The 19890-nt window shown below is 39.1% G+C and carries 14 protein-coding genes; all 14 read right to left on the minus strand.

Annotated elements, in window-relative coordinates; all coding sequences use genetic code 11:
- Positions 1-35: 35 nt before the first annotated feature.
- The gene (gene acs, locus IPM48_01050; protein ID MBK9270158.1) at positions 36-1937 is read right to left on the minus strand and encodes an acetate--CoA ligase; all 1902 of its coding nucleotides are present in this window, start codon (positions 1935-1937) and stop codon (positions 36-38) included.
- Between the two features lie 49 nt (positions 1938-1986).
- Positions 1987-3273, minus strand: a complete 1287-nt coding sequence (locus IPM48_01055; GenBank protein ID MBK9270159.1) for a DUF5103 domain-containing protein — start codon at positions 3271-3273, stop codon at positions 1987-1989.
- A gap of 152 nt (positions 3274-3425) precedes the next feature.
- Entirely contained in the window at positions 3426-4724 is a 1299-nt protein-coding gene (locus IPM48_01060) for a hypothetical protein (GenBank protein ID MBK9270160.1), read from the minus strand.
- A gap of 584 nt (positions 4725-5308) precedes the next feature.
- Positions 5309-5758 carry a DUF1573 domain-containing protein gene (locus IPM48_01065; GenBank protein MBK9270161.1) on the minus strand — a complete coding sequence of 150 codons (450 nt, stop codon included), beginning with the start codon at positions 5756-5758 and terminating at the stop codon, positions 5309-5311.
- An 81-nt stretch (positions 5759-5839) separates the two neighbouring features.
- A complete protein-coding gene (locus tag IPM48_01070; GenBank protein ID MBK9270162.1) occupies positions 5840-7867 on the minus strand; it encodes an OmpA family protein in 2028 nt (675 codons plus the stop codon).
- A 28-nt stretch (positions 7868-7895) separates the two neighbouring features.
- Positions 7896-8918: a PorP/SprF family type IX secretion system membrane protein gene (locus IPM48_01075; GenBank protein MBK9270163.1), complete on the minus strand. Its 1023-nt coding sequence runs from the start codon at positions 8916-8918 to the stop codon at positions 7896-7898.
- A gap of 972 nt (positions 8919-9890) precedes the next feature.
- Positions 9891-11318, minus strand: a complete 1428-nt coding sequence (ftsZ, locus tag IPM48_01080; protein MBK9270164.1) for a cell division protein FtsZ — start codon at positions 11316-11318, stop codon at positions 9891-9893.
- 93 nt (positions 11319-11411) lie between these two features.
- The gene (gene ftsA, locus IPM48_01085; GenBank protein ID MBK9270165.1) at positions 11412-12779 is read right to left on the minus strand and encodes a cell division protein FtsA; all 1368 of its coding nucleotides are present in this window, start codon (positions 12777-12779) and stop codon (positions 11412-11414) included.
- A gap of 39 nt (positions 12780-12818) precedes the next feature.
- A complete protein-coding gene (locus tag IPM48_01090; protein MBK9270166.1) occupies positions 12819-13610 on the minus strand; it encodes a hypothetical protein in 792 nt (263 codons plus the stop codon).
- 1 nt (position 13611) lies between these two features.
- Positions 13612-14991 carry a UDP-N-acetylmuramate--L-alanine ligase gene (locus IPM48_01095; protein ID MBK9270167.1) on the minus strand — a complete coding sequence of 460 codons (1380 nt, stop codon included), beginning with the start codon at positions 14989-14991 and terminating at the stop codon, positions 13612-13614.
- The gene (gene murG, locus IPM48_01100; protein ID MBK9270168.1) at positions 14988-16085 is read right to left on the minus strand and encodes an undecaprenyldiphospho-muramoylpentapeptide beta-N-acetylglucosaminyltransferase; all 1098 of its coding nucleotides are present in this window, start codon (positions 16083-16085) and stop codon (positions 14988-14990) included. The genes IPM48_01095 and murG overlap by 4 nt, the downstream gene beginning before the upstream one ends.
- Positions 16066-17265 (minus strand): FtsW/RodA/SpoVE family cell cycle protein, encoded by a 1200-nt coding sequence (locus IPM48_01105; GenBank protein MBK9270169.1) that lies wholly within the window; start codon positions 17263-17265, stop codon positions 16066-16068. Before IPM48_01105 ends, murG begins: the two co-directional genes overlap by 20 nt.
- Entirely contained in the window at positions 17262-18578 is a 1317-nt protein-coding gene (gene murD, locus IPM48_01110; GenBank protein ID MBK9270170.1) for a UDP-N-acetylmuramoyl-L-alanine--D-glutamate ligase, read from the minus strand. Before murD ends, IPM48_01105 begins: the two co-directional genes overlap by 4 nt.
- Positions 18579-19826 carry a phospho-N-acetylmuramoyl-pentapeptide-transferase gene (locus IPM48_01115; GenBank protein MBK9270171.1) on the minus strand — a complete coding sequence of 416 codons (1248 nt, stop codon included), beginning with the start codon at positions 19824-19826 and terminating at the stop codon, positions 18579-18581. It lies immediately after the preceding gene.
- Positions 19827-19890 lie beyond the last annotated feature (64 nt).

The following is a 19890-nucleotide window of genomic DNA, read 5'->3' on the forward strand; positions in this document are numbered from 1 at the left end:
AATTTTTCAACAAAACGATGGAACTCAATCACGCGTTATTTCGCATTTTGGCAAATCTGTCGAACCACATCAATATCCAGTAAACTGGTTAAATCACCAAAATCAGTTCTCTCTCCATCTGCAATTTTTCGCAATATTCTGCGCATGATTTTACCACTCCTCGTTTTGGGCAATCCTGACACAATTTGAATCTTATCTGGCTTTGCAAATGACCCAATCAGATTTTGCACCATCTTGCCTATATCTTGTATCAAATTATCCTCTTCCTTTTGCAAATTTTGACATATCACAAATGCATAAATACCCTCTCCTTTGATCGCATGAGGGTACCCAACTACAGCGCTCTCAACAATGTCCGGATGTTCGTTGATGGCATTTTCTAATTCAGCAGTACCAATGCGATGACCGGATACATTTAAAACATCATCTACCCTGCCGGTAATCCTGTAGTTCCCTTGCTCATCCTTGAAAGAACCATCTCCTGTGCAATACATTCCATCTACCTGTGAAAAATAATTTTGTTTACATCGCGCATGATCCCTGAAAGTGGTTCTGATCATACCAGGCCAGGGGCGGTCAATAAACAAAGCTCCCGTTTGATGGGGCTCTGCAACAAAATTCCCGGATTGATCCAACAATACCGGAGAAACTCCCGGCAATGGCAATGTGGCATAAGTTGGTTTTGGGTCTGTAATTCCTGCCAGATTGGAAATCATAATTCCTCCAGTTTCAGTTTGCCACCAGGTATCGACAATGGGTATTTGTGATCTTCCAATTACCCTGTCATACCAGTGCCAGGCCTCCTCATTGATAGGCTCACCCACCGTACCCAATACTTTCAAGCTATCCAAAGCGTATTGTGCAGGTATCAGATCTCCATACATCATGAGACTTCGGATGGCGGTAGGAGCAGTATAAAGAATATCCACTTTGTACTTGTCTATGATTTGCCACAATCTGCCAGCATCAGGCCAGTTTGGAATCCCTTCAAACAGAACAGATGTCGCACCGGCAGACAAAGGACCGTACACCAGATAGCTATGACCAGTGATCCATCCTGCGTCGGCTGTACAAAAATGAACTTGCCCCTTTTTGTATTGAAAGACATTGACAAAAGTGTAATTCGTCCAGATCATGTATCCGGCAATGCTGTGGACAACTCCCTTTGGCTTTCCCGTCGAACCTGATGTATATAAAATAAAAAGCGGATCCTCCGAATCCATCTCAACCGCTTCGCAAAAATCTTCTGATGGATCCAGTTGCTCATGGATCCAAAGGTCTCTCTCTGGAAACATTCTTACCGGATGGCCTGTCCTTTGAAATACAAAAACATTCTTGACAGCATTGATCTCTGACAAAGCTTCGTCCAGAATACTTTTCAAATCAACTACTTTAGCACCACGAAAAGCTCCATCACAGCAGATCACGTATTGAGCCCCACAGTCCAGAATTCTGTCCTTGATAGAAGATGCAGAAAATCCACCAAATACAACCGAATGAATAGCACCGATTCTCGCACATGCAAGCATAGCAACAATTAATTCCGGGACCATGCCCATGTATATGATGACGCGGTCGTGTTTTTTAACTCCTCTTTTTGTAAGCAGATTGGCATATCTACAAACTTGGACACTCAATTCGCGATAACTAATCCTTCGACCGGTTTCTGAAGGATCGTTGGATTCCCAAATAATTGCTATCCTATCAGGATCAGATTCTACAAACCGATCCAGACAATTCTCGGTAATATTGAGCAATCCACCTTCAAACCACTTAATGGTTGGAGTTTCAAATTCCCATTCCAAAACCTTGGTCCACTTTTTTCTCCAAACAAAATGCTGTGCAACCCTCTGCCAAAAACCTTGCGGATCGTCCATGCTTTGCTTGTAATCAGCCAAATATTGCTGATAAGAATTGATTTGATACGCTTCAAACATCTAACATTTTATGATAGAATTCAACGGCAATGATTGTAATAAAAAAAAATTATCGGTTTGAATTAAATCTCCCTGCAAAAACCATTTGATCATATCTCCCGCCAAATGGTCTGAAATAAATCATTACAAAATAATCGTTCTCGGTTTCATACCAATCTCCTTCATAAAGACTGGTATTGATTGATGCGTCGTCATTCAAAGTAGCATAAAGGTAGTCAAACACCGCATTTTTAATATAAAATTTACCCTTATAGACTTTTTCTTGATGGTTGTATTCCAACCTAAATTCTTCCTTGAGTTTCCAGTCTGTGATGGCCCCATAAAGATATACAGGGTAATCTGATTCAATATTTGTTTTAAGAACCGGATGACACCATACATATTCACTTAAAAAGTCTCCTTGCTCATTGATCTGATCTTCAAATCCTACATAATATCTGCCATTGAAATCAAACTCAAATCGATACAATTGATCTGCCCGCGAGCTGTCTGTTTTAAAATAACAATGAAAATCATTTCCCTTTTGATCCCAATAAGACACACCCATGGTTCGATGCTGAATTGATCGAACATCCTTTCTTCTAAATTCTTTCATGGCTGGATAAAGTATTCCATCCTGCTTGGTGTAACTTAATTGGTTACCATTAAAGAAAAAAGGATCTCCAAGAATCATCTTGTTTGACAGACTCCCATTTTGCCAAACCTCTACCCTGATTTCTTTGGCTGGATTGACGATCGTCGTTCTGTTGGTTCCAGTTACGGTAAAAGTCATGCTCTGGTGGGTTCTTGACTTTTCAGGGTCGATCGGAATTTGAAATCTTGGAACAACTTTAAAACTATTGTCTGTCAAATAGATCCTTTTAGTCAGATAAATCTCTCCGGCATTGTCGTACACTACCAACAAATAATTACCCGTCACCTTGAAGCTATAATCTCTTCCAGGCAGGGGTGCCTGGTAATGTACATAAGGAAGGTAGGTCTGCGATGAAGCCCTAAATGTCCGTATTTCCATTTCATTGAAGCCACCAAGATATTCCATGAGTTGTAAATTGGAAGCTGTCCAATCTCGGTTGTAATAACAATATCCGTAAAAAAGATTTCTTGGAGAACCCTCCAGAAGATCAAAGTGCAAATCCAAGGTATAAGGCCGATCTAAATACAAAATGGGCATGGCTACCGGATCGAGCCCCTCCCTAAAATGCACTGTTCTCACCAGAGGATGATAGACCGAATCTACAGGCAAAATAGCAGAATAATCTGGTTGAGCAGACAAGCTGATATTCATACCCATAAAAGACAATAAAACAGTAATTAAGAAGCTTTTGTATAAATCCATATCCAAATTAAACAAATACAACGAAAATTTTTGAAATAGAGTTCATCCTACTCTTCAACACTATCATCGGGATCTTAATTAGGGGGTAAAAAACACAAAAAAACCCCCGACTTTGCAATCGGGGGTTCCAATCTTAAAATAACCCTAATTATTTATCTGATAGCGTTGATTCCTTTTCCTATATCAAATCCTTGTCTTTCCCCAGCTTCAATACTAAATCGATAGTGAATTCCACCGTACAATGCAGCTGACGATACTTCAGTCAACATATGGTCAAAAGACTTAAAAGATCTTGGAGATCCATCAATGTCTTTGCGATACTCATAAGTCTTGTCTGTGAAGGCATAATTATGTCCAAACAGGCTACCCAAAACCTCAACGGAAGCTGCTGCAACGGAGGACAAACCACTTGAATATTCCGGAGTTGCATTCGGGTTGACAAATGGTAAAAAATCATGATCAATATACTCTCTGATATACATTTCTGGTCGCATTGTAAAGTAAGTATATTTGGTTTTCCAAGTCATCACTGTAGCATCGTGTATTGCAATTCCCAATTTCATAAAAGCGTATGCGCTGAATCCTAAATCTTTGTTCTCTGTCTTTAAGATCTGACCTAAGATTGAAAGCATGTGTCCAGCAGGAGTTATTGAATTCTCTTGCTCATCGTTCCAGTACTTCACCATTTGAACTTCTTCTTTGCTCAAATTTTCAACTTTGTTTCTCACCTCCAAGGCATGGGTATAAATAACTGAGCTTTTTTCTTGTGAAAATTGAGGTGGGACAAGTGTTTCAGTTCTGACTTGGTTGTAATTGATAAAGGTGCGCACCTGACCCCAATATGGTTGAAGTGGTTTTCTGACTGTTGATGAAGGAGTCCATAGTCCCTGACCATTGGGAGCAGTAAAGTGCTCAGGGTAATTATTTAATGAGCAGTCTTCCTGACCATCAGTTTGAGAATACCTGTAAATGGCATTTGCCTGAGCCTGACCATAATTAATAGAATTAGTAATGGTGTTTTGATCCAAACCTTTGCTTAATTTTTCAAAATTAATCTTGTAGTGTTGCTCCAGAATATCCCATCCACCTTTTGTGGTGTTTCTATAAAACAAGCCATACAGCTGGTACATGGCCTCATTAAAAGCCAAACCCCAATCCATGTCTGAATGTGTGACAGAAGGTATGGTACCAGGCTTAAAGCCATTTAATTTTCCTTGCATGGATCTGTAGTTCTCCATACCAGGTACGAGTAATTCATACATGCAAAGCCCAATATATGCTTGAGCCCGTGCTGCAACTGGAGGAGTGTACCCAGGAGTCACCTTAATGAGTTCAAAGGAAAGGTTCATCCATTCAACAGAAAGATCTGAGGAGGTTTCGGTCAATTTCTTCACCAAAACCGGATTGACGATGGGCTCATCTTTTACACAGGAAGTAGTAAAAAGTAGCATTGATGCTATGCAAAACGCCCAAAATTTTCTAATAAATAACTGATCTTGCATCATGTCTTTAGATTTTATAGTTTTCAAAAATTTGATCTAAAAAGTAAGGCCTATGGTGTTGGGCCTTAACAACATGATTGCAGGTCCTGCAATCCACAAAGGATCGCAGAACAAAGGGAAGAATACGCCACAAATATAAGTCGTACAATTTGAAAACTGCAAATTTTTTTTGAGTTTTTTGTAAAAATCAGGGAAAACCCTTAGATAATAAAGAATCAAATATAATTAATTTATATGTTTATAATGTTATATATTAAAAATATATATATTATAATAAAAACTATGTTATTAATTATCTTTTTGACTTTGGCTTGATATTCAATGTGTTAATACATATATTTTGGTTTACTGTGTTTTCTCTTCATTAATTTAACACATTGTATAATCTGTCTCAATCCTCTGTTCAAATTCTAACATCAACGAGGACTAAGAGATAAACCCGTATTAGAAAGCAAACAACTACAGATAAGAATAATTCTCAGTTTAAATTCTTCAAAATTCCAATTAGTATAAATTTACCCCTTTGGCCAACATCATTCTACCGAAAGATATAGCTTGACAGAAGCAGTCCCTGATTCAGTATTTGCAAGGATATCTATATCAATGATTTGAGGACCAGATTTGTCCTTTGAATCGTACCTGACTTTGATGGAAGACCTTGCTCCTGGCATCACTGGCTTTCTGGTATAGTCTAAAGTGGTGCATTCACAACTGGTCATTTGATCAATCACCAAAGGAATATTGCCCTGATTGGTAAACCAAATTTCTGTTTCCCGAATTTCTGATCTTCTGACAATTCCAAGCTGGTAATTTGCTGAATCAAAAACCATTTGGGCAAAGCGCGCAGTATCAATCATGCTGGAATTAATGGAATCTGCATGAATATTCTCATTTTCTTTTTGCATTGCAGATATCTGCTTCCGATGGTACATGCAGCCATCCATGAGACCCATTAAAATCAAAATCCAAAAGAACCTTAGCATTCTTTATCCTTTAATGAATAAAACCATTGCATCCAGCCTACATGAGATGGATTTGGTTCAATTAAAACCATTCATGAATGATTACTTATTCTGTGGTTTGTAAGCCTTGTTGAGTACTTCCTTTTTTACTTCTATGCTGGTAGGACCTTCAAGAATTTTGAATTCTGTCCTTCTGTTAAACCGATGCTCTTCGTCTGTGCAATCCTCTCCATTGTTACAGTGGTTTAAGATTTTTGTTTCCCCGTATCCCTTGGCTTTAATTCTTTTGCCTTCGATACCTTTGTTTACCAACCATCTTCGAGCGGAGTTGGCTCTCCGTTCTGACAATTTTAAATTGTAAGAGTCGTCACCTCTGCTGTCAGTGTGCGAACTGAGTTCAATGACCATTTCTGGATATTTTGTCATAATATCGAGAAGTGCTCTAAGGTCAGGTTCTGATTCAGGGAGAATTTTGTCATCATCAAAGTCATAATAAATTTTATTAAGCCTTATGTCTTCGTTGATGGTGATTATTTCAAACTCTGACTCTGGTGGCATCATCTTTAAAATAAACTCTCTGTTAATCACTTGATCTTTCTCTATTCCAACTGTGTTTAACTGGATTTCTTGTGGAAAGTAACCATCTTTGGCAATGACCAGTTTATAGGATTTGTCCTTGTCAAGCAGGTAGTTGACTTGATTCCCCTCCGGGTTACTTTTGGATTGAATATTGGCTTCTTTTCCACCCACAATTTCTATTAATTGTCCGGTGACTCCCTTAATTGCCTTATTGTTTTCGTTTTTGACGATTGCATTCAATTCAATTACCAATTTGCGTTTGCTCACGGTGTAAATATCATCACAACAGGTTTTGCCTTTTAATGATTTTGATTCTGGATCAGGCCTGTTGGACACCAGAAAACCAATTTCTGACTGAGGATTCATTCGATAATAAATATCATCCACTTCTGAATTTATTGGTTTACCCATATTGTTTGGCTTGGACCAATTGGATCCGTTCCAAGTGCTATTAAAAACATCAAAACCACCTAAACTGGGCAGTCCATTGGAACTGAAATACAAAGTACCCTCATTATAAAAAGGACATATGTCATCAGAAGCGGTATTGAGCTCTCCCAGGTTAACTGGATCGCTGTATTGACCTTCACCTGTTTTATTTGCATAATATAGATCGAAGCCACCCTTTCCACCTGGAATATTGGCGGAAAAGAAAAGCACTTTTGATCCAAAAAGTTCTCCTTCATTTGGATGGCGCGACAAATAATCTCCATTGACACCAGTCACTTCAATGGCTGGGCTCCAGCCAGAAGCCGTCCTTGAAGAAGCATATATTTTACTTTCTTCCATAAAGCCACCATCGGACAAAACCCTTGTAAAAAACATGGTATTTCCATCCCTGCTGAAACTAACATTGGACGAATGATAACCTTCACGGTTAATTAATTCTTCCAATTCAACGGGCTTACTCCAACCTTTTTCCTTTTCTAACATTGAACTGAAAATTTTTGAGAAATGGATTCCTTCATCAGATTTAGATGATTTGTCAGACAAGGATCCAAAATAAAGGCTTCCTTCCGGATGGAGGGCCGGACTTGCTTGTGATTCTGAGTTATTGACAGGACTTCCAATATTTTTAACAACAAGTGAAAGGTCTTCCCTTGTGTTTTCGAGCAGGGCAATTCCGTCGAGCTCTATTTGAGCAATGGCTTTCAACTCGTCATTTTGACCTTCGCCCAAATACCTGTTGAATTCAGCGGCTGCCTCCGTGTATTGTGCGTTCATTTTAAGTGCCCTGCCATAAGCTACTCTGTTTTCAAAAAAAAGATTGTTCTTATCTCTGCTCAATACTCTGCCATACCAAACGGCGGATTTATTGTAATCGCGAAGCAGGAAATGGGCTTGTGCAATTTTAATGGCCACATCCTTTTCCTTATTTTCTTTATAGGCTTTTTCATATTGCTCCAAAGCCACATAATACTGTCCTTTCTCGATTTGTTCATCTCCTGATTTCACCAATGCAGCAGGTGTATTGCTGTTATAAGGTTGTGCAGCCAAAAAGAAACCGCAGCAACAAAAAAGAAATGAAAAAATACTTGTTCTGAATTTCATAAAATATGGAATGTATAGAGGATAAAAGTTAAAATCTCGGGCAAAACACTTTTGGCTTAGGGTTAGGCTTTTTGACAATATTTCCTGTGTATATGGCCGCCAATTCGACCGCTCCAAATCCTGATGGACTTTGTGCGGAAGTCTGGCCTGAAACGGTGAGATCAAAACCAATTTGGAATCGTATGTTCTTGATATCCATTCCGGCCATTATTTCAAGTGCATCTCCAAGTCTGTATCCCAAACCACCATTCAGTCTGATTTCCTTTTCAGAATTGAATAAATAACTGACCATACATTGAGGGGCTATCTGTGTGTTGGATTTAAGATTGCGAACCCAAATCATAGGAATCAAATCAAGTTTGTCGTTTAGACGATATTCCAGCGAGGCATGCGCGGAAATCATCGATCCAAGTCGATTACCAATTCCGCCCTGTGAAAGTGAAACTCTTGGATTATTGACCCTGGCTACATTGACACCTGTCACCAGTTTGTGCTTTTTGGTTCCCAAACTGGTGGTATATGCCAAACCAACTGAGATATCACGATAATTGGCCCGATCCTGCAATTTCATCAGATCAGGACTTTGTCCACCTCCGATGCTATTTTCAAAAATGGCTTTCTCTTTGTCCTTAATATTCATAGTGACTGCACCATATTGCGCCCCCACTGAAATATCGCTATTTTTTCCAATACCGAGGTGATAAGCCGCAGCAGCAATAAAGCCTCCTGAACCCAGGGATATCACTCCGGAGCGATCTTGGAGAAAATTCATGCCAAATCCTACCCAATCCTGTTTTCTAAACCCTTTTGTCAAATTGGCATCAATAAAAAAATGAATGGTCCTAAACTCTGAGCCAATGCCAGTAACAGCAGCAACTTGATCTCTAAAAATGCCTCCTATTCGATAAGACCCGTTGAATCCACCAGTTTGAGCCGGATTAACGTGCAGAGGTGAAAAAGAAAATTGAGTAAAGTGGATATCTTGAGCGCTTAGTTTCTGAATCATAGAAAACAACGCACAAGTGATAAACACCAAAATTTTAAGTTTCATATGGCAATTATAAGAAAGCCGAAATATACAGTATTTTATGTTGAGGGCATTTAAATATTTGTAGTATCCAATTTTAAAAAAAAATTAAAACATTGTAAATCTGTAATTTATGTTTTCAATTTAAGCCATAGCTGCAAGAAATCTTTAATTGCTTTTGCTTTTCTTCTTATTGGCACTTCGGCTGTCCAGGAATAAATTGAGTATTTTTTATTAAAAATGAAAAACAGCCGGTTTGATAAAAAACACAAAAGTATTGAAAGAACAATGGAGACTAAGGATGGAGGGTAATCATCCAATTTTTAACAAAGCCAATAAGCGAACAAGATCAATGGTAACAATCCCACTTTATCGGCAACCAGTGGAAATGAGTATTTTAACTGTATAAAAGAAATTGGTGAAAGGAAAAATTAAGGAGGGCTTACATGGATATTCTATCCATACTAACATTGAAGCAATTGAATTAATTGGGAGTAATCAACGAAATAAAAGTAGAATTCAATTCAATTACTTCTATTTGTCTAAAGGAGAAAAATCGATGTGCAATCGTTGATTATTATTTATTAAGCCAAATGGATCTATTACAATTTTAAGCTTCACCTACCTCCAATTATTTCAAACTACATTCTAAAAACTCTTTCCTAAATAAGCTTATTTGAGACAAAGGTATTTTTCATGAATGTCAAAATAACAATATAGATTGGACTCCTCGCAAGCTTAACGCCATAACTATTTAGTTACCACCCGCTGGTTCATATTAGAATCGATTGCACCCAATAGCTAAAAAAAACAATCATTTTTGTTTGACAAATTTTCCTTCATTGATAACGAATTTCCAGAGAAGGCTTGCATTTGAATCGAAAATGGCCGATCATTAAATTCAATTTCCCATTTTGTATAATAAAAATTGGCCAGGGAACCACCCCTGGCCTAATAAACCAATCTCATGAAAAGGTATGAAAAGACGAAGCCTCTTTAATCTACGTTGTCGTGGAGAAAGGAATTCTCCTCCCGGATATCCAGACGATTCTCCTCATCCATAAAAATCCGGGTTTTGGACATGGCCGTCTCTGAAGACGAATTGACCTTGTCCAATCTAATTTGCTTGCGCTCGTATGCAGGTGTGTTTTCCGCTTCAGCCAAGTTGCGACCTTCGCTAAGTGGTTTTCTTCCAATCGACGATTTGACAGCGTTTGGGTCTGCAGCTTGAATAGTTTGATCATTGATATGATAACTGTCTATTATTTTATCTTCCTTTCTGTCTATTGGGTCTGGTTTTGAATAAAACAAGAGACTGTTAAATCGATTGTCTTCTTTTGTATGACTTTCAGGAATTGGATCATCAAATTCGATCGTATTGGAGAGCTCAGAGGAGTGTGAATCCATCAGGGGTTTATCCTCTTCATCCAGATCTATAACTACTTTTCGAACTTGTGTCTCTGTCGCTGATCGGTTCTTATAACCTTGACCAAAACCTGTAGCAATTAGTGTAACACTGATTTGATCTTCGAGACTTTCATCCACACAAGATCCCCAAATCAAATCGGTATCAAATCCGGCTTCCTGTTGCACATATTCAGTGATTTCAGCGACCTCATCCATGGTGATCTCCGGAGATTTTCCAGTCGTGATATTCAAAAGGATGTGCTTTGCCCCGCGAATATCGTTGTCCTCAAGTAATGGAGAATTGAGTGCGCTCTCAATGACCCTGCGCGCTCTGTCATCACCCTTTGCATAAGCACTACCCATAATTGCAACGCCACTGTCCTTCATGACAAAGTTGACATCTTCAAAATCAACATTGATATAGCCTGGCACTGTAATTATTTCAGCGATTCCTTTTGCGGCAGTGGCCAAAATATTGTCTGCATTGGAAAATGCACTGGACATTGAAAGGTTGCCATACATTTCCCTCAATTTGTTATTGGAGATAACGATCAATGAATCAACATTTTGTTTTAACTGATCCAGACCCTCATAGGCCAATCTGGCTCTTCTTGGTCCTTCGAACTGAAAAGGGAGGGTCACGATTCCAACGGTAAGGATTTCAAGTTCTCTGGCAATTTTAGCGATAATTGGGGCTGCACCCGTACCGGTTCCACCACCCATTCCTGCTGTCACAAAAAGCATCTTGGTATCCTTCTCCAGAAATCGTCTCAACTCTTCGACAGATTCAAGGCATGCTTGTCTTCCCACCTCAGGGTTGTTACCTGCTCCGCGACCGACCGTCAACAAAGGTCCAAGCTGAATTTTATTGGGCACGGAACTTATATCGAGACTTTGATGATCTGTATTGCAAACTGCAAAATCAACCCCTCGAATACCGAGATTATACATTTGGGTCACGGCATTTGTTCCGCCGCCACCGACTCCGATCACTTTTATTATCGATTCTTGAGTCATATAATCTTTTTTAATATCTATTTATGCCGTAAAGATACGTAATTATATATTATATAATATAATAAATTATAGATTTTTTTTATATTTAGTCCACTAAAATTCAGAATCGGGGCTTGCTTCAAAGAATTCCTTGACTGAAATGTATCCTTTGTTGACCACTTTTCCAAACCAGGACTCTTTGCGCGATTCAGCTTCAGACTTGGTAGGCATCGGTTCAAATCCAATGGGCAGTTCTTCTTCCTGAAGATCAAAGGTTCGTTCCGGTAACTTTCTTTTTTCTTCTTTCTTTTGAGGCAATTTTTTAAAACCCTCTAAAATTAATCCGACTCCGGTTGCAAACATAGGGTTGGATATTTCGTCCATGTAGTGCGAACTTAAATGTTGGGTGGGATGACCAATTCTTGCAGATAATCCTGTTTGAAATTCCGCCAATAGGTCCAGATTTTTTAACAGCGAACCGCCACCTGTCAGTACAATTCCAGCAGAAATTTTATTTTCATATCCGCTTCTATGGATATCCCACATCACATATTCAAAAATTTCCTCCACCCTCGCCTGAATGACTCTGGAAAGATTTTTCTCAGATATTTCCTTTGGTTCCCTACCCATTAAGCCCGGAATGGTTATAATTCGGTTGTCCACAATTTCTTCACTCAAAGCTGAACCAAACCTTACTTTTAATTTTTCCGCTTGCTCGATGGTAACTGAACAGCCGGCCTTTATATCCTTGGAGATGATATTGCTGCCAATAGGTATCACCGAAGTATATCGAATAATTCCTTCATTGTAAATGGTAACATCGGTTGTGCCACCACCGATATCGACCATAACTACACCTGCTTCCTTTTCTTCCTTGGCCAAAACCGATTCTGCGGATGCAAGTGGTTCCAAAGTAATGCTTTCTGCCACAAGACCTGCTTTCTCAATGCAGCGGAGAATATTCGATGCTGCGGATGTATTCCCTGTGATGATGTGAAAGTTGGATTGTAGCCTTGATCCAGACATTCCGATCGGATCAATGATTCCCTCCTCTTCATCCACTGTAAATTCCTGAGGAATAACGTGTAGAATCTGATCCCCGGGAGGCAGGGCTATCTTGTACATATCCTGTATTAATTTATCAACGTCGGCTTGGGTGACTTCTTCTTGGGGATTGTTCCGATACAATACCCCCTGATGTTGAAGACTTTTAATGTGTTGCCCAGCAATACCTACATGCACACGTTGAATTTCCTGCTTGCTCATTTTTTCTGCCAGATCAATTGCGTCACAAATGGCTTTGACGGTCTTGTCAATATTGGAGACAACTCCTCTGATCACACCCTCTGAACTCACTTTTCCATATCCGAGAATTTCTATTTTGTTCAGAATGTTTCTCCTTCCTACCACTACACAAACTTTAGTAGTTCCGATATCCAGTGCTGCTACGATGTCAGGATTTTGAATATTTTGAGTTTCCATACAGATAAGATTTATTGATTCTAACTTAATTTTTTCCCTTTATAAAATTGAACTGTTTTTCTTACATACCACCTGATCTTTGTTTTGAAGATCAATGGTGGAATAGACATTCCAGCCTTCAAATCGCAAACCTTCACGATAAAAAAACTGAAGCTTGTCCAACTTTTCCTGAATGTGGTCCACTTTCCCAAATAGAATCTTCTCAGATCCAATTTTTGGCACAAAAACTACATCCCCGGATGCCTGTACATCAATTTGTTCTATAAGAGATTGGGCAAATGGGTTTTTGGCGATTTCGAGCGCAAGATAGTAAATATTTTTAATATGTAATTCATTTCCTTTCAACACATTCCTAACTCCTTGATGACCAGATAATCCTGTGGCCACCGGAACCCTGGCTGCATATCGGGACGAACAAGGAATTTTATTACCCTCGGTGTCAATGTAATATTGCCTGCCTTCCAAATCCAAAATCCTCAACACTGGATCTCTTTGGAAAATATCAACATGCAAATTTTGGTTGGCATCCAGGTAGATCTCCGCATGATGCACTACTGGAAGAGCTTCCAGTTTACTTTCAAGTCCGACCGTATTCAAGGCATAAGTTTTAATTCTTCTCCAATCTTTTTTGTAGAACTTTAAAACTGCCTCCCGGATGTCTTTTTCATCAATCAGAATATTCTCAGAGGTAGGTCTTAAAATCTGAATTTTAAGCTGACCCGATTTTTGCAATCTTTGCTGCCGGATGGCAAACAACCAAACAATTGATACCATCACCATGGTGAAGATGTAGATTGCAATACCGATGCCCAATTTTATTTTTCCTTGCATGCTACTTCAATTTTTTAATGATTTCTTCTGTATATAGATCCAGATCACCTGCCCCCAAAACTAAAATGACATCAGTCTCCATTAGCGCAATTCTTGCAGCCAATTCAGATTTCGCAATAAAGTGCTTTGCCTTATTTTCAATTTGGTTAAGTATGCTCCAGGAATCAATTCCTTCAATAGGATTCTCTCTGGCGGGATACAATTCAACAAGAATAATTTCATCCAAGGTGCTTAATACTCTTGCAAAATCTGATGCAAAATCTCTGGTCCTTGTATAAAGATGGGGTTGAAAAATTCCCGTTAGCTTTCTGCCTGGATAACATTCGCGAGCTGCCTTGATGGCAGCTTCCAGTTCTGTAGGGTGATGGGCATAATCTTCAATTAGAACATTTTGAGGGCTTTCATATTTCCAATCAAACCTGCGATCAATCCCTTTAAACTGTTGCAAAGCTATCTTCACATCCTCTTCAAAAAAATCCATTCTTTCTGTCACATCTTTCACCACTCTGATTGCCACCGCAGCATTGGATGCGTTGTGGTTTCCTGGCAAACGAAGTTGAATATTGCGAATTTCAAATCCAGTTTCATCCATAAAATCAAAATACATCCAACCATTTTTAGTTTCTTTTACAAGGACACGAACATCAGCGTTGGATTGAGTCCCGTAGGTGAGAAATTGTACTTTGTCGCCACATCTTTTTCTAAAAGTTTCCAATTCTGATGGAGCGATTCCATGGTACATATATAACCTACCTCCCGGCTTAATTTTATCTACAAATTGCAAATAACTATTCAACATGGTCATTCTGTCACCGTAAATATCAAGATGATCAGCATCCAAAGAACCAATCACGGCAATATTAGGACTCAATTGTAAAAACGAGCGGTCAAATTCATCGGCTTCTTCAAGCATCCAATCGTCTCCGCGATCAATTAAATTGGAAAAATGGTTCTTCGATATACCACCTAAAAAACCAGTAAACGGAACTCGACAATGGTCCAGCAATTGTGCCATTAGGACACTGGTGGTCGTCTTTCCATGGGTGCCAGCGACCGCGATGTTTTTATAGTTAGAAGTTAACAGTCCAAGGACCTCCGACCTTTTTTTTAATTTATCCGGCCATTGGCTTAAGTAAACAAATTCCGCAAGGTCTTTCGGAATGGCCGGAGTGTAAACAACCATTTCCACTCGCTCTGGTATAAGCTCCGGACTATCTGTATAATGAATAGAAATTCCCTCATGAATCATTTGGTTTGTCAGATCAGTTGTATTGCGATCATACCCAAAGACTTTGGCTCCTCTTTGATGAAAGTACCTTGCTAGAGCACTCATCCCTATTCCACCGATTCCAAGAAAGTATATGATTTTGGGAAGATTCATTGAGTCTGAATAAATGTAATAATCTTTTGTGCTATTTCATCTGCAGCTTGGGGTTTGGCCAATTTTTCCAGATTACTTCTGATCTCAGCCTGCCTTGCATCGTCATACAATAATGCGATGGTGGCATCCCATAATTTCCTCAAGGCATCTTCATCCTTGACCAGTACGGAGGCATTTCTCTGTACCAATGACATTGCATTTTTTGTCTGGTGATCATCGGTCACATTGGGTGATGGAACCAAGATGGAGACAGTACCTGTAACTGCTATTTCGGAAATGGTCAAAGCTCCTGCTCTGCAGATGGCTACGTCGGCAACAGCGTATGCAAAATCCATTCGATCTATAAAGCTAAATATTTTAATCTGATTTTCAAATCCATCCAACTTTGACCTGATCTCATTTTCATACATCTTTCCTACTTGCCAAATTAACTGTATATTTTCATTGGCCCTGATCAAAGGATATGCCTGAATGATCACTTTATTCATGGTAGCTGCTCCAAGACTTCCTCCAAAAACACAAATGGTCTTCTTGGTAGGATCCAAACCAAAGTATTGATAGGCTTCTTGTTTGTCAACTACCATGCTAAAACTTTTCCTGACGGGATTTCCAGTTACATACAGTTGAGAAGATTTGAAGTATGGACGCACATCATCAAATGCTGCACAGACCATTGACGCGTATTTGGCCATCCTTCGATTGGTCAAACCAGGGTATGAATTTTGCTCTTGAATGACGATTGGAATCCCCAACCACTTGGCGGCCAACATGACAGGGCCGCTAGCATATCCTCCAACACCTACTACAATATCAGGGCGAAATTTCTTCAAAATCCCAACTGATTTGGTCAAGGATTTTCCCAATTTCCACAGGACTTTAAGGTTGACAAATATTTTCTTTCTGTTAAAGCCACGAATATCCAATCCAATCACATTATATCCTGATTTTGGAACTTCTGTCATTTCCAGCTTGCCAAGCGCTCCCACAAACAGGACCTCTACCTCACTCACTTTTGCCCTCAATGCATCTGCCACTGCAATAGCAGGAAATACATGTCCCCCTGTACCTCCTCCGCTAATTAACACTTTCATCATCCAGACTAATTTTGTCCTGTTGGATAGTTTCTTCAGATGTTTCATCCAGTTTAAGACTGCTGATGTGTTTGCTAACACTCAGAATCATTCCAAATGCAATACTGGTGATTAATAGGGATGTCCCACCCATACTGATAAATGGGAGTGTGAGTCCGGTAACCGGAACAACGCCAAGCGAAACTGCCATGTTGGCGTATGCTTGGATTACAATACTAAAACCGATGCCAATGGTCAACATTGCTCCGAAAGCCCTTGGAGATTTGGTAACTATACTGACACAATGGGCCAATAATAAAGTGTATAAAACTATCAAACCGATTCCACCAATCAAAATTCCCCATTCCTCACAAATGATGGCATAGATAAAATCGGCATAGGAATAGGGTATGAAATTTCTCAGCATACTGTGTCCCGGACCAACTCCAAACCAGCTACCTCTGGCAATGGCAATTTTGGCTTGTTGCACCTGATATCCACCATCATTTCCCAAGAATTCATTTATTCTGCTCACCCAGGTATTTACCCTAATCGCATCCGGTAAAAACTGGCCAATGTAAACCAGTAACCCAAACATGCATACTCCAAGTATCCCTAAGACCAAAATATATTTGAAAGATACTCTGCCTACAATCATCATCAGCACGCAAGTCACAAACAATAAAGCAGAAGTACTGAAATTCGATGGTGCAATCAGTCCGCAAACGATCAAAATTGGAAGAATGATTGGCATAAAAGATGTCTTAAAACTCTTAATGTAGTCCTGCTTGGCTGAAATCGACCTGGCCACATAAGCAATTAAAGCAATCCTTGCAATATCAGAAACCTGAAATGTGATATCCAGAAATGGCAATTGGATCCACCTTCTCGCATTGTTGATATTTACTCCAAAAAATAAGGCATATACCAAAAGGCCTATTGAAACAATAAGGAAAATGGGTGCATACTTATTAAACTCAGTATAATCAACATTGGAAACCAGCCAAGCCAGGGCAAGTCCGACGACTATATAAGGTACATGTTTAAATAAAAAAAATACAGTGGAATCAGTTTGAAATTTAGTCAATGACAAAGACGCGCTATAAACAGCAAGCATGGAGCATAGAGAAAGCAACAGAATAATGGCCCATAGAAAACGATTTCCTTTGATTTCCTCTCTGAGATCTAAAATAAATTCATTCATGATGCGATGCTTTGTTTTATTTTTAAAAACTCATTCTTAAATTGATCTCCTCTATCCATGTAATTTTTAAACAAATCAAAACTGGCACAAGCTGGTGACAACAAAATGACATCCCCCGGACGTGCTTGCAACCATGCCTCTTGCACTGCCGAAGTAATATTATTGGTATCAAAACAAACAGTTGTATGGCGAAAGGAGTCCAAAAGCTTCATATTATCTACACCCAATCCGATCAAAGCTTTTACTTTTTCCTTCACAAAGCTTTGCAATGAATCGTATTCATTGCCTTTATCCTGACCTCCTGCTATCCAAATCACAGGTTTTTTCATGGCATCCAATGCCCAATACACCGAATCTACATTTGTGGCTTTGCTATCATTTATAAATTCAACACCATTTATTTCTCCCAATGATTCCAATCGGTGCGGATCGTTGACAAAACTGTTAAGTCCCTTTTGTATCTGCTCCTCCTTCAGACCTAAAATTTCCAGCGCTCTCAGCACACATGCCATATTTACTGCATTGTGTTTTCCCTTTAGCGAAGTACCACGAAGTACAGCCACTTTCCTATCGTTTATCCACACCTGGTCACTTTGATCCAATTCTATTTGAAGCTTGTGGATTCTGGATTGAATGGGGTAAAGTTCGATTGATTTGCTGATGACCGGATCGTTTCCACTTACAATGAAATCATCTTGCTCATTCTGAAATAAAGCAATTCTAAATTTTGAATCGATATAATTCTGAAAATTGTAATCATAACGATCCAGATGATCCGGAGTAATATTTAAAATGATGGCAATGGAAGGTCTAAAAGTATTGATATGGTCCAATTGAAAACTGCTTACCTCTATCACATAATAATCATACGTAAATTCTGCAACACTCCTCGCAAATGAATAACCTACATTTCCAACCTTTGCCACTTGAAATCCTGATGTCTCTAGGATATGGGCGCATAAATTTGTGGATGTAGTTTTACCATTGCTTCCGGTGATTGCAATTATTTTACCCTTGCAAAAACGGAATGCGAATTCAATTTCAGAAATAATCTCTACCCCTCTCAATAACAAATGATTGACAATGGTGGAATTGCTTGGAATTCCCGGACTAATTACCACCAAGTCCGGCACCATGTCATAGGCAATTACGTGACCATCCTCTTCAAAATCGATTTCCAGTTCGATAAGTTTTGATTTAAAATCCACTGGAATTGACTTCTGATCACTGACAAAAACCACCATGCGCTGTTGATGGGCCAACAATGCGGCTCCCATGCCACTTTCACCTGCTCCAAGAATTAATACCACCATTTATCTCATTTTCAAGGTTATGATGGTAAATACTGCAAGAAGAAGAGTGATAATCCAAAATCTGACCGCTATCGTTGCTTCATGCATTCCCTTTTTCTGAAAATGGTGATGCAAAGGAGACATCAAAAAAATACGACGCCCTTCACCATATTTCTTTTTGGTATATTTGAAATAACTTACCTGAATCATCACAGAAAGATTTTCTACCAAAAAAACACCACAAAGCAAAGGAATCAACAATTCTTTTCTCAAGACAATCGCCAAAACAGCAATTATACCTCCAAGTGTCAGGCTTCCTGTGTCTCCCATAAAAACTTTAGCAGGGAAAGAATTGTACCACAAAAATCCGACACAAGATCCTAGAAATGCAGCTGCAAAAATCACTAGTTCTCCGGTAAATGGAAGATAAAAAATGTCTAAATAATCTGCAATGATTGCATTGCCTGATACATAGGCCAAGACAGCCAGCGTAGCTGCAATTATGGCAGATACACCAGTAAGCAATCCATCCAATCCATCGGTAAGATTGGCAGCATTGGACACAGCAGTCACAATAAAAATAACGATCGGAATAAACAAGATCCAAATAAAAGTCCTTGAATTGTCTCCAAAAAACTGAGTTATCCAGGCATAGTCAAATCGATTGCCCTTTAAAAATGGAACATTTGTCAATGAAGTTTTTACATAGACATATGGATCGTTCAGATTTTCCGGGTTGTAAATTTCTTGTTGAATATCATACTTAAAAAACATGGCTTCTGATTTAGACATCCTCACAACGACATCCTCATGATACAACATAGCCAAAGAGACCACAATACCCAACACAACCTGACCTAAAATTTTAAATACAGCTTTCAGACCTTGCTTGTCTTTCAAAAATACTTTAATGTAGTCATCTGCAAATCCAATAATCCCCATCCATAATGTAGTGAATAGTAACAATTGAATGTACACATTGTCCAACCGCGTCAGCAATAAACTAGGCAACAAAATGCCCAAAATAATGATAAGTCCTCCCATAGTGGGTGTACCTTCCTTCTCCTTTTGACCCATCAAACCTAAATCCCTGACTGTTTCTCCGATCTGAAGGTTTTTTAGTGCGCGAATAATGCTCTTTCCAAACCACATGGTTATCAGCAAGGATAGGATGATCGCTAGTCCCGCCCTAAATGAAATATAATTAAATAACCTACCACCTGGCAGATGAAAAAGTTTCTCTATAAATTGAAATAAATAGTACAACATGGCTTTTCATTATGATCGGAAATTTAACAGTACAGCAGGGATCCAATCCCTTTGGTTGCAATCC

Source organism: Saprospiraceae bacterium (assembly GCA_016715965.1).
In the GTDB taxonomy this organism is placed as follows: Bacteria; Bacteroidota; Bacteroidia; order Chitinophagales; family Saprospiraceae; genus Vicinibacter.

Bases quoted from the DNA above. Each gene is read 5' to 3' on its own strand.
- acs (MBK9270158.1), bottom strand. From the start codon at position 1,937: ATGTTTGAAGCGTATCAAATCAATTCTTATCAGCAATATTTGGCTGAT.
- IPM48_01055 (MBK9270159.1), bottom strand. From the start codon at position 3,273: ATGGATTTATACAAAAGCTTCTTAATTACTGTTTTATTGTCTTTTATG.
- IPM48_01060 (MBK9270160.1), bottom strand. From the start codon at position 4,724: ATGCTACTTTTTACTACTTCCTGTGTAAAAGATGAGCCCATCGTCAAT.
- IPM48_01065 (MBK9270161.1), bottom strand. From the start codon at position 5,758: ATGCTAAGGTTCTTTTGGATTTTGATTTTAATGGGTCTCATGGATGGC.
- IPM48_01070 (MBK9270162.1), bottom strand. From the start codon at position 7,867: ATGAAATTCAGAACAAGTATTTTTTCATTTCTTTTTTGTTGCTGCGGT.
- IPM48_01075 (MBK9270163.1), bottom strand. From the start codon at position 8,918: ATGAAACTTAAAATTTTGGTGTTTATCACTTGTGCGTTGTTTTCTATG.
- ftsZ (MBK9270164.1), bottom strand. From the start codon at position 11,318: ATGACTCAAGAATCGATAATAAAAGTGATCGGAGTCGGTGGCGGCGGA.
- ftsA (MBK9270165.1), bottom strand. From the start codon at position 12,779: ATGGAAACTCAAAATATTCAAAATCCTGACATCGTAGCAGCACTGGAT.
- IPM48_01090 (MBK9270166.1), bottom strand. From the start codon at position 13,610: ATGCAAGGAAAAATAAAATTGGGCATCGGTATTGCAATCTACATCTTC.
- IPM48_01095 (MBK9270167.1), bottom strand. From the start codon at position 14,991: ATGAATCTTCCCAAAATCATATACTTTCTTGGAATCGGTGGAATAGGG.
- murG (MBK9270168.1), bottom strand. From the start codon at position 16,085: ATGATGAAAGTGTTAATTAGCGGAGGAGGTACAGGGGGACATGTATTT.
- IPM48_01105 (MBK9270169.1), bottom strand. From the start codon at position 17,265: ATGAATGAATTTATTTTAGATCTCAGAGAGGAAATCAAAGGAAATCGT.
- murD (MBK9270170.1), bottom strand. From the start codon at position 18,578: ATGGTGGTATTAATTCTTGGAGCAGGTGAAAGTGGCATGGGAGCCGCA.
- IPM48_01115 (MBK9270171.1), bottom strand. From the start codon at position 19,826: ATGTTGTACTATTTATTTCAATTTATAGAGAAACTTTTTCATCTGCCA.